At 66.0% G+C, this 10,098-nt stretch carries 12 protein-coding genes; 4 read left to right on the forward strand and 8 right to left on the reverse strand.

The window, feature by feature from the left end:
- The first annotated feature begins 36 nt into the window (after positions 1-36).
- The 3 genes from EON91_RS09965 to EON91_RS09975 are packed head-to-tail and all read left to right on the forward strand — an operon-like array spanning position 37 to position 3,355.
- A complete protein-coding gene (locus EON91_RS09965) occupies positions 37-1,440 on the forward strand; it encodes a pyridoxal-phosphate dependent enzyme (protein ID WP_292094118.1) in 1,404 nt (467 codons plus the stop codon).
- Positions 1,441-1,447: 7 nt separating this feature from the next.
- A complete protein-coding gene (locus EON91_RS09970; RefSeq protein WP_292094121.1) occupies positions 1,448-2,185 on the forward strand; it encodes a prolyl oligopeptidase family serine peptidase in 738 nt (245 codons plus the stop codon).
- A 6-nt stretch (positions 2,186-2,191) separates the two neighbouring features.
- The gene (locus tag EON91_RS09975; RefSeq protein WP_292094122.1) at positions 2,192-3,355 is read left to right on the forward strand and encodes a cystathionine gamma-synthase; all 1,164 of its coding nucleotides are present in this window, start codon (positions 2,192-2,194) and stop codon (positions 3,353-3,355) included.
- Between the two features lie 11 nt (positions 3,356-3,366).
- Here the strand turns inward: EON91_RS09975 and EON91_RS09980 are convergent, their stop codons facing one another.
- From EON91_RS09980 to EON91_RS10010, 7 genes are all read right to left on the reverse strand, one after another.
- Positions 3,367-3,627 carry a hypothetical protein gene (locus EON91_RS09980; protein ID WP_292094125.1) on the reverse strand — a complete coding sequence of 87 codons (261 nt, stop codon included), beginning with the start codon at positions 3,625-3,627 and terminating at the stop codon, positions 3,367-3,369.
- A gap of 104 nt (positions 3,628-3,731) precedes the next feature.
- Positions 3,732-3,944, reverse strand: coding sequence for a cold-shock protein (locus tag EON91_RS09985; RefSeq protein ID WP_292094127.1), 213 nt, complete (start codon positions 3,942-3,944; stop codon positions 3,732-3,734).
- 200 nt (positions 3,945-4,144) lie between these two features.
- Positions 4,145-4,651 carry a hypothetical protein gene (locus tag EON91_RS09990; protein ID WP_292094129.1) on the reverse strand — a complete coding sequence of 169 codons (507 nt, stop codon included), beginning with the start codon at positions 4,649-4,651 and terminating at the stop codon, positions 4,145-4,147.
- 121 nt (positions 4,652-4,772) lie between these two features.
- Positions 4,773-4,985 (reverse strand): cold-shock protein, encoded by a 213-nt coding sequence (locus tag EON91_RS09995; RefSeq protein ID WP_003164457.1) that lies wholly within the window; start codon positions 4,983-4,985, stop codon positions 4,773-4,775.
- A gap of 172 nt (positions 4,986-5,157) precedes the next feature.
- On the reverse strand, positions 5,158-5,400 hold the full coding sequence (locus EON91_RS10000; protein WP_292094130.1) for a hypothetical protein: 243 nt from the start codon (positions 5,398-5,400) through the stop codon (positions 5,158-5,160).
- A gap of 45 nt (positions 5,401-5,445) precedes the next feature.
- The gene (locus tag EON91_RS10005; RefSeq protein ID WP_292094134.1) at positions 5,446-6,135 is read right to left on the reverse strand and encodes a TorF family putative porin; all 690 of its coding nucleotides are present in this window, start codon (positions 6,133-6,135) and stop codon (positions 5,446-5,448) included.
- A 30-nt stretch (positions 6,136-6,165) separates the two neighbouring features.
- The gene (locus EON91_RS10010; protein WP_292094136.1) at positions 6,166-7,092 is read right to left on the reverse strand and encodes a nitronate monooxygenase; all 927 of its coding nucleotides are present in this window, start codon (positions 7,090-7,092) and stop codon (positions 6,166-6,168) included.
- 356 nt (positions 7,093-7,448) lie between these two features.
- Here EON91_RS10010 and queF point away from each other — a divergent pair, with 356 nt between their 5' ends.
- Entirely contained in the window at positions 7,449-7,910 is a 462-nt protein-coding gene (queF, locus tag EON91_RS10015; protein ID WP_292094140.1) for a preQ(1) synthase, read from the forward strand.
- 70 nt (positions 7,911-7,980) lie between these two features.
- On the opposite strand, the gene EON91_RS10020 is transcribed toward queF, so the two are convergent.
- Entirely contained in the window at positions 7,981-9,963 is a 1,983-nt protein-coding gene (locus EON91_RS10020) for a TonB-dependent receptor (protein ID WP_292094137.1), read from the reverse strand.
- Positions 9,964-10,098 lie beyond the last annotated feature (135 nt).

The raw sequence follows: 10,098 nt of genomic DNA on the forward strand, positions 1-10,098 counted from the left end.
CAGCTTCCGGCCAAACGCCACCGGAGCCTGCCCGTCATGTCGATGTCCGACAAACCCGTTCTTGCTCGCCCCAGCCGATCGTTGCTGGAGCTCATCGGCAAGACGCCGATGGTCGAGATCACGCGACTGGACACCGGCCCGTGCCGCCTGTTCCTGAAGCTGGAGAACCAGAATCCGGGCGGCTCGATCAAGGACCGCATCGCTTTGGAGATGATCGAGGTGGCGGAGGCTGAGGGCTGGCTCAAGCCCGGCGGGACGATCGTCGAGGCGACGGCCGGCAATACCGGCCTGGCGCTGACCCTGGTGGGGAAGCAAAAGGGCTACAACGTTCTGCTGGTGATCCCGGACAAGATGTCGAAGGAGAAGATTCAGCATCTGCGCGCCATGGGCGCCGATGTGCGCCTGACCCGCTCGGACGTGCCCCACGGCCATCCCGAATACTATGCCGACATGGCCGAGCGTCTGGCCCAGCAGATTCCGGGCGCCTATTTCGTCAACCAGTTCGCCAACGACGCCAACTCGGCCGCCCACTTCAAGACGACCGGCCCCGAGATCTGGGAGCAGATGGACGGCGACATCGACGCCTTCGTCGCGGGGATCGGTTCGGGCGGCACCATCACCGGCATCGCCCGCTATCTGAAGAGCGTCGGATCACAGGCCCAGATTATCCTGGCCGACCCGGTCGGCTCGGCCCTGGCGGGTCTGGTCAACGACGGCGTGCCCGGCCCGGACGGCAGCTATGCGGTCGAGGGCATCGGTCAGGACTTCATGCCCGAAACGGCGGACGCCAGCCTGATCGACAAGGCCTATTCCATCCCGGACGCCGAGGCGATCGCCACGGCGCGCGAGCTGCTGCTGAAGGAAGGCATCCTGGCCGGGTCGTCGTCCGGCACGCTGATCGCCACCGCCCTGCGCTGGTGCCGCGAACAGACCGAGCCGAAGCGGGTCGTGACCTTCGTCTGCGACACTGGGGCCAAGTATCTGTCCAAGGTCTATAACGACGCCTGGCTGGCCGATCAGGGTCTGGCCCAGGGCGAGTTGCACGGCGACCTGTCCGACCTGATCCACCGCAAATATGAGCGGGGCGAGGTCGTGGTGATCGGCCCGGAAGACACCCTGGACACCGCCTTCAAGCGGATGAAGGGGGACGGCGTGTCGCAACTGCCGGTCATCCAGGACGGCCGCCTGGTTGGCATCCTGGACGAGAGCGACATCGTCCACATTATGAACACCGACGAGATCACGCGGAAAGAGCGGTTCGCCAAGCCGGTCGCCTCGGCCATGGTCCGCGAACTGGACACCTTGCAGGTCAGCGAAACGCTGGACGCCCTGATACCGGTCTTCGACCGCGACCGCGTGGCGATCATCCTGGACGGAGAGAGGTTCGTCGGCCTGATCACCCGTACCGACCTGATCAACCACCTCAGCCTGAACCGGTAGGCGGATGATGGCGATCACCCGTCGCCTGGCGCTGGGCGCGTTCGCCGGTCTGTCGGCGGGTGGCCCGGCATGGGCGCGGCAGGCGCCCGGTGGGATCCGTCAGGCGGCTTATCGGACGCGGGGGCTGGAGCGACCGATCGTGGTCATGGAGCCGGCGACGCAAACGGGTCCGATGAGCGGCGCGACGCTGTTGCTGCTGCACGGCGCGGGCGGGCTTGCGGCCGATCTGCCGGTCTTTGTCGAGCATGGGCGGCGTCTGGCGGAGCAGGGCTACCGCATCGTCATGCCCGATTATCTCAGCGGCGCCCGCGACGCCGCCCAGACGGATGATGTGAACTGGTGGCCCCAGGCCGTCGTCGATGCGGTCGACTGGACGCTGGCCTTGCCGGGGGTCGATGCATCGCGCCTGGGGGCCATGGGCTATTCGCGGGGCGGCTATCTGGCGGCCGAGGTCGCCGTGCGGCAGACTCCCATCCGCGCCGTCGTTGGCGTCGCCTCGGCCGGCAACGTCAGGTCGGAGGATATCGTGCGCCGCCCGTCGGTTCTGCTGATCCACGCCGCCGATGACCCCGTCATTCCACGCCACCGTACGCAGCGCTGGGCCCGAACTCTGCGCGAGCAGGGCGTGCCGGTCGAGACTGTCGTCCTGAACGTCAGGCGCCATCACTTTCGTCCCGACGAGTGGGCGGACATATTCGAACGCGCCGACGGCTTTTTCCGCCGGACGCTGACCCTCGAGGTTTGAACCATCATGTCGTCGATCAAGAACAGCCAGGGTTTCTCGACCCGCGCCATCCATGCCGGTCAGCGGCCCGATCCGACCACGGGCGCGGTGATGACGCCGATCTACGCCACCTCGACCTACGCCCAGGAAAGCCCGGGCGTGAACAAGGGATATGAGTACGCGCGGGGCAAGAACCCGACGCGCGAGGCGTTCGAGGCCTGCATCGCGGACCTTGAGGGCGGGGTTCAGGCCTTCGGCTTCGGCTCGGGCATGGCCGCGACCTCGACCGCGCTGGAGCTGCTGGACGCCGGGGCGCACATCGTCACCGGCGATGACCTGTACGGTGGCTCGTGGCGACTGTTCGAGCGGGTGCGACGCCGCTCGATGGGGCTGGACTTCAGCTATATCGACCTGACCGATCTGTCGGCGGTCGAGGCGGCGATCACCGACAAGACGCGGATGCTGTGGGTCGAGACGCCGACCAACCCGCTGATGAAGCTGGCGGATATCGAGGCGCTGTCGCGGATCGCGCGGGCGCACAAGCTGATCCTGGTGGTCGACAACACCTTCGCCACGCCGTGGAGCCAGCAGCCGCTGGCGCTGGGCGCGGACATCGTCATGCATTCGGCGACCAAATACCTGAACGGCCATTCCGACATCGTCGGCGGCGTTCTGGTGGCCAAGGACGCCGAGATGGCCGCGCAGCTGAAGTTTCTTCAGAACTCTATCGGCGGCGTCATGGGGCCGTTCGACGCCTTCCTGGCCAACCGCGGCCTGAAGACCCTGGGTCTTCGCATGAGGGCGCACAATGAGAACGCCCTGGCCGTCGCCCGCTGGCTGGAAGACCGGGCCGGAATCGCCAGGGTCATCTATCCCGGCCTGATCAGTCACCCGCAGCACGAACTGGCGGCGCACCAGATGAACGGCCGTTTCGGCGGGATGGTCACGGCGCTGATCGACGGCGATCTGGAACGGACCAAACGGGTGCTGGAGCGGGTGCGGGTCTTCACCCTGGCGGAGTCGCTGGGCGGGGTCGAAAGCCTGGTGAACCACCCGGCGATCATGACCCATGCCAGCGTGCCCAGAGATTTGCGCGAGGCCGGCGGCGTCACGGACAACCTGATCCGCCTGTCGGTCGGCGTCGAGGATGTCGACGACCTGATCGCCGACCTGGATCAGGCCCTGACCTAGGCGAAGGGCCTTTAGGCCGCCTTGTTTGGCAGGGCGGTCTGGTGGCCGGTGACGGGCGGCAGCTTCTTGGAGACGGCGCGTTTCCTGATCGGCGTGGCGGCCTTGGGGACTGCAGCGTTCAGAGCCAGTTGGGCGTCGATCAGCGGCAGGATTTCTTCAGCCGTCGTCACCTGCAAGGCCGAGCCGTCGGTCAGCAGCCGTTCCGCATTGACCCGAAGCGACTTCAGGTCGGCGTCGGTCATGGTGGGGATTTTTTCAGCGAGAGGCGTCATCAGGAAGGCTCCATTAAAACGCATCAGGGCCGGCGCGCGAACGCCGGCCCCTCAGCAGATAGAAGGCGAGCTCAGCGACCCGAGGGTCGCGGATCAGGCGTGGCCTATTCAGCCGCCTGAAGACGCCCGGCCGATTCCTTGCCGGAGCGCGAGTCGCGTTCGATTTCGTAGGAAATCTTCTGGTTTTCGTTCAGCGAGCCGAGCGAGGAAACCTCGACGGCCGAGGCGTGGACAAAAACGTCCTTGCCGCCATCATCGGGTTGGATGAAGCCGTAGCCCTTGGTGGAGTTATACCATTTAACAGTGCCGGTAGCCATTTTCAGGACCTCCGCTTGAGTAGCCGCAGGAAGGATATCCTGGTGGCCTGTCGGGTCTGAATGGGATCGGCTTTGGACCTCGGTGCGCGATGCAAAGGGGCAGCAGCGTTTCGCAGAGAGATCGACGACCTAGAGATGGGCGCTATGGACGCCATTAGCAAGGGCGGGGATCAGAATGATCGAAATCCGCGCTCGCGACCCTATTGGCGCAGACGCCAATCCGCGGGGTTAACCCAGCGCACGGCGCTTTCGAGGTCGGGCCGCTCGATGCCGTTCACGCTGGCGACGGCACGAAACGATCCGTCGGCGTTCGGATGATAACGGGTGCAGATTTCGCCGCCGCCGATGGTGGTGGCCATGGCTTCCGCAACCTGTTTGCGAACGGCCTCGAACTGTGCGCCGGTCAGGGGGGAGCCATCAACTTCGATAGCGGTGATCTCTTCGGCCAGGTTATCGGACTTTGCGCACTCTGCATCGTCGCGAACATAGACGCGGGTCGTAGCCCGCAGGACGATGTGCGGCGTGTCGTTGACCAGGCTTTGGGCGTCGTTCCAGATCTCGCCGTCTGCCCCAAAGCGATAGGCCCCGATTGCGCGACAGGTCTTCTCCGCCACGATGGGGTCATAGCACTGCACCTTGCCGGCACGCGCAGGCTCGAGCGGACCAGCGTCCTGGGCGACCATGAGGGCGAGGAGGGTGAGCAGCATGGTGGGCTCCGACTTGTATCGCGGGAGACTGGCATGACCCGCCACAATTGAAAACGGCGGAGGCCGAAGCCCCCGCCGTCTCGAAATCATTCGTCAAGGCAAGGCCCGGACGAGGCTGAAATCAGCCCTCGGTCTTCAGTTGACCGGCCGATTCCTTGCCCGAGCGACGGTCGCGCTCGATTTCGTACGAGACCTTCTGGTTCTCGTCGAGGCCACGCAGGCCGGCTTGCTCGACGGCCGAGATGTGGACGAAGACGTCCTTGCCGCCGTCATCCGGTTGGATGAAGCCGTAGCCCTTGGTGGAGTTGAACCATTTAACAGTGCCGGTAGCCATTTTCAGGACCTCCGTTGGTAGTTCGCCGCAAGGAACAGCCCTTGGTCGGCGTGTCGGGTCTGAATGGATCGGCCTAGACCTCGGTGCGCAGAGCAAAGGGACAGCAGCGTTACGCAGAGAGATCGACGAACGCTAAAATGACCAATCTTCGCGGCCAAAGCAAGACCCTGTGTCAAGCAACGTCTTCGTCGACGCTTTTGTCTGCGGGCCTGACCTCGTCGGTCTCGTCGAGGGCGACGAAATTGTCCTGGCAGCGCTTGCGCAGGGCGGCGGTGACGGCGCCGCCGTACAGGCTGTCCTGAATGCGGTCATAGCCCTCGTTCTTGAGGGCCTGCTTGACGTCGCCGACAGTGCGGCAGGCGCCGCTTTCGGCCAGTTGGTACGCACGTTCGATGGTGGTGGGGCGGAAGCTCATACCCTTAAGGTAGGCGCTTTCGCGCGAATGGCGAGCCCCGCCGCATCAAAAGGCCAGGCTGATCCCCGCCACCAGGGCGTCGGCGTACTGTTCGCCCGGCACGTCGGCGTCCGTGCCGTGCCAGCGCAGATCAGCCTCAAGGCTGCGGGTCAGGGCATAGCTGACGCCGATATTGTAGCCGGTGTAGTCGATATTGTTGTCCTGCTCGCGGCGACCGATTTCGGCGCTGGCGCTCAGCTTGTCGTTGAAGTCCCAGCCGCCCTGGACCGAGGCCCAGGTCCAGGCCCTGGTCGAGCCCGTGCCGTCCGGCGAGTGCTGCAGCCGGACACGGGCGCGCGCCGGGCCGATCGAGCGCTTCATATCGGCGGTGAATTCCCAGGCATCGTCGTCATAACCGGCGTCGGCGTCCAGCCGCCACTGGTGCTTGACGTTCAGATCGAAGTCGAAGCCCGCCCATTCGGGCTTCATCCCGCCCTCAACCGCCATCTCCAGCTCGGACCCGCCGGCCTTGATGGTTTCGAAGCTGGGCCCGGCATAGAACAGGCCGTCGCCGCTTTCCCATTGGGCCTCGCCCCAGACGAAGGCGTCGCCGTCGGACTTGGACGCGTCCTTGGAGCGGTTGTCGCTGCCGGCGCCGACCTGGAAGGACCAGCTTCCACCGTCCTGGGCCAGGGCGGGGGCGGCCAAGGCCGCAAGAGCAGTCGAAAGGGCGGCGGTCGTCAGGGTGCGGAGCATCGGGGCGGCCTCGTTGTGAACGAGCCGCGTCTAGAGGCGCTTCTTGTCGAATTTGTCACAAGCTTGCGAAAATTCGTCCGTCAACCGCGCGACAAGCTGGGCGGTGGCAGGGATGTCGTGGACCGCGCCGGCCCCCTGACCCGCGGACCAGACGGTCTTCCAGGCCTTGGCCTCGTCGGCCATATCCAGCTTGTGCTCGGGCAGGGTTTTGGGGTCGATTCCGTTGTCCACCAGCGATGGCGTCAGGAAGTTGGCCGGGATGCCCGAGACGGCGGGCGTGTAGGTGATGTCGGACGCGCCGGAGCTGACGATCATCTGCTTGTATTCCGGCTGGGCCATGCTCTCGGTCGTGGCGATGAAGCGGGTGCCCATATAGGCGAAGTCGGCCCCCATCATCAGCGCGCCGGCCACGTCCTGACCGGTCGACAGACAGCCGGACAGGATGATGGTCCCGTTATAGAAGCTGCGCACCTCGTTGATCAGGGCGAAGGGGTTCACGACCCCCGCATGCCCGCCGGCGCCGTTGGCGACCAGGATCAGGCCGTCCACGCCCGCCTCGGCCGCCTTTCGCGCGTGGCGGACGTTGGCGATGTCGTGGAAGACCACGCCGCCATAGCCGTGCACCGCATCGACCACGTCGCGCACCGCGCCCAGCGACGTGATGATCAGGGGCACCTTCTCTTCCACCGAGACCATCATGTCGGCCATCAGGCGCGGGTTGGTCGGGTGGACGATGTGGTTGACGCCAAAGGCCGCCGCGCCGGGGTTCAGGCGCGCCTTGATGTCGTGCAGCCATTCCCGATAGCCCTCGGTCGTGCGCTGGTTTAGCGACGGGAAGGTGCCGATCATGCCGCCGTTGCACGTCTCGACCACCAGATCCGGCCCGGAGACCAGGAACATCGGCGCCGCGATCACCGGCAGCTTGAGACCGGACTGCAAGGAAGCGGGAATGGCCACGGACGTCTCCTGGGTTGCTTTTGGCTACGCTAGCCGGGTGTCGTGGCGGAAGGCAACCGCCCGCCGAGGTCGAGCAAAAAAGAGGGTCTGAAAGGTCTGAAAGGTCTGAAATCGGCGGCAGCGGGCGGAAAAACAGGGTCTGAATAGTCTGATTAGTCTGAAAGTCCGCCGCCCCCTCCGCCACCGCCCGCGAAAAAACTGAGTGCACATAGTGGACATCGTGCACTTTCCCCCGACCCCTCGGATGGAGAGGAAGCCGGGAACGCGCGCATCCTAACACGGCCCGAACGGGCGCCAGGTCGAATGGCGGGCGGGCCAGGATTTTCTTTGTGGGGCCGAGGCCCTAAATGGCGGGCATGACGCACTATACCGACAACCTGTCCCAGCTGGGCGCCCAGACCGCCGCACCGACCAACCCCGAAGAGGCGGTGCTGGAGCGCGTGCCCAACCCGCACGCCGACACCCGCTATGTCGCGCGCTTCACCGTGCCCGAGTTCACCAGCCTGTGCCCGGTGACGGGCCAGCCCGACTTCGCCCACATCGTCATCGACTATGTGCCGGGCGAATGGCTGGTCGAGAGCAAGAGCCTGAAACTGTACCTGACCAGCTTCCGCAACCACGGCGCCTTCCACGAGGACTGCACCGTCGCCATCGGCCGCCGCCTGGCCGACCTGCTGCAACCCCAATGGCTGCGCATCGGCGGCTATTGGTACCCGCGCGGCGGCATCCCCATCGACGTCTTCTGGCAAACCGGCGCGCCGCTGGAGGGCGTGTGGCTGCCCGACCAGGGCGTGGCGACCTATCGCGGGCGGGGGTGATCGCATTCCAGATGTCGATGGCGAGACCGTGCGGCGCACGCCATCGACATTGTTGGTTCAGTAGGGCTGATCAGCCGCCAAAGCGGATACGCACCCCGGTGTTGACGACAAACCCTTCCAGCGGCTTCCAGGCATCGACGGTCCAGCGCCCGTCGGCCGCTCGGGAGGGGCGGACCAAGGGCGCATCGCGGGTCTGGCGCACGTTCAGCAGGTTCTCGAGGTTCAGGAAGACGCGGTAGCGTTCGCGGATCACGACCTCGCCCAGAAGGCCCAACTCCCAATAGGATTCGCCCCTGGCGCTCCAGGGATCATCCTCGAGGGACTGTTCGCCCGTGTAATAGGCCTCGAAGCCGATGCGGCCGCGATCATGGTTTTCCCACATGGCCACGATCCCCGCCGAATGGCGCGACGTCAGGGGCACCTCGCGGCGGCCCGCGCCGGTTGTCTCGGGCTCGGTCGCATCGACGTACAGATAGCTGCCGGTCACGACGAAGGGGCCGCTGCGCCAACGGGTGAGGGCCTCTACGCCCCGCGTGCGGGTCACGCCGGCGATGTTCGCCAGCCGCACCCGGTCAGGCGCGACGGTTATCAGGCCGACCGCATCATCGATGTCCGATCCGAACAGGGTGAGTGACGTTTCCCAGGGACCAGAGGCATAGCCCAGGTCGATCGAGGCCGTTTGGGCGGTCTCGGCCTTCAGGTCCGAAAGCGGTTCGAGCCGGGAGAGGCCGGCGGCCTCTGTCTCTTCCACAAACGGCGTCGGCGCATAGAAGCCCTCGCCCCAGGAGGCGCGGACGGTCCACGGGCCGGGCCGGTAGAGCAGCGACAGACGGGGGCTGAACTGGCCGCCGTAACGGCTGTGGTCGTCATAGCGGGCGCTGGCCGCGAGGGTCAGCCGTTCGCCGAAGTCGCGCTCGACCTGGGCGAAGACGGCGGGGGATTGATAGGTGTAGTCGAAGGTCGGGAAGGCGACCGAGGCATAATCGTCCGACTGGAACACCACGCCGCCCAGCCAGGAGGCGTCAAACGCCTCCGTCGACAGGGAGGCTTCCGCGGACCAGGTGTGATGCTGATCCTTTTCCAGAAGGTCGCCGAAGCGGTGGCGATGGTCGATATCGACCCCGGAGGCGCGAAGCTGCAACAGGCCCGTGTCGCCGACCGGCCGCTCATAGACCAGTCCGGCGTCATAACGGCGCGTCCCCTGGTTCTGCTGGAAGGGCAGGCCGTCGGGCGCGGTGCGGCCCGCCAGAGTTCCGCCGCGACGATCCTCGTTCATGGCGCCCACCGTCGCGAACAGAGAGGAACCGTCGTCGCCAAGCCAGAACAGGCGGGGTCGCAGCGACCATCGATCATAGCCCGGCGTGTCGATCCAGCCGTCGCCGTCCAGATCGTGCGTGCCCTGGCGGTTGGCTGTGGCCAGAAGGGAGGCGCTCCATTCTGCCGACAGGGGCGTGGAGCCATAGGCGGAGAGGTCCTGACCGTTGCGGGTGGTGACGTTTGCTATGACTTCGGCTTGGGGTTCGGCGCCCGGACGGCGCGAAACCAGGTTGATGACTCCGCCCAGTGCCTGTCCTCCATAGAGGGCCGAGGCAGCGCCCTTGATCACCTCGACCTGGCCGAGATCGCTGGGCGGAATCTGGAGCAGGCCCAGCGACGACGCCTGGCCGCCATAGAGCGGGAGGCCGTCAGCGAGCAGCTGGGTGTAACGGCCCCGCATGCCCTGGACCCGGATGTTGGCGGATCCCAGGCTTGGGGAAGTGACCTGGACGCGAAGGCCGCCCGTCTCGGCCAGAACCATGGAGATGTTGCCGGGGCGCATGAGGAGCTTTTCCTCAATTTCCTCCTGACCGAGAACCTCGACGCGGATGGGCTCGTCCTGGACGCGGCGGCGGGAGCGGGTGGCCTGAACGATGATGTCGTCCAGCTGGTCCGCCTCGTGGTCGTCATGGGGTGGCGACGATTGGGGATTTTCGGAAGATTGCGCGAAGGCGGCGGCCGGAGCCAGCAGGGCGAGCGCGGCGCCGGCCATCAGGCGGCGTATTGGCTTTTGCATTGTGAATCCTCTTCCAGCGCACGGCCGGATCACGTCATGGCGCGCGGGAACCCACGCGCATCGGCGAAAACCGGGCGAGCCCGGCGAGGATCAGCGTCTTGGAGGGCGGTGGGGGCCAGCGGGCCGGATCATGGG

The organism is Brevundimonas sp. (assembly GCF_004210735.1).
Taxonomy (GTDB): Bacteria; Pseudomonadota; Alphaproteobacteria; order Caulobacterales; family Caulobacteraceae; genus Brevundimonas.

Coding starts and splice junctions, on each gene's coding strand:
- EON91_RS09985 (WP_292094127.1), bottom strand. CDS start 3,944: ATGGCTACCGGCACTGTTAAATGGTATAACTCCACCAAGGGCTACGGC.
- EON91_RS10020 (WP_292094137.1), bottom strand. CDS start 9,963: ATGCAAAAGCCAATACGCCGCCTGATGGCCGGCGCCGCGCTCGCCCTG.
- EON91_RS09990 (WP_292094129.1), bottom strand. CDS start 4,651: ATGCTGCTCACCCTCCTCGCCCTCATGGTCGCCCAGGACGCTGGTCCG.
- EON91_RS10000 (WP_292094130.1), bottom strand. CDS start 5,400: ATGAGCTTCCGCCCCACCACCATCGAACGTGCGTACCAACTGGCCGAA.
- EON91_RS09975 (WP_292094122.1), top strand. CDS start 2,192: ATGTCGTCGATCAAGAACAGCCAGGGTTTCTCGACCCGCGCCATCCAT.
- queF (WP_292094140.1), top strand. CDS start 7,449: ATGACGCACTATACCGACAACCTGTCCCAGCTGGGCGCCCAGACCGCC.
- EON91_RS09970 (WP_292094121.1), top strand. CDS start 1,448: ATGGCGATCACCCGTCGCCTGGCGCTGGGCGCGTTCGCCGGTCTGTCG.
- EON91_RS09980 (WP_292094125.1), bottom strand. CDS start 3,627: ATGACGCCTCTCGCTGAAAAAATCCCCACCATGACCGACGCCGACCTG.
- EON91_RS09995 (WP_003164457.1), bottom strand. CDS start 4,985: ATGGCTACCGGCACTGTTAAATGGTTCAACTCCACCAAGGGCTACGGC.
- EON91_RS10005 (WP_292094134.1), bottom strand. CDS start 6,135: ATGCTCCGCACCCTGACGACCGCCGCCCTTTCGACTGCTCTTGCGGCC.
- EON91_RS09965 (WP_292094118.1), top strand. CDS start 37: ATGTCGATGTCCGACAAACCCGTTCTTGCTCGCCCCAGCCGATCGTTG.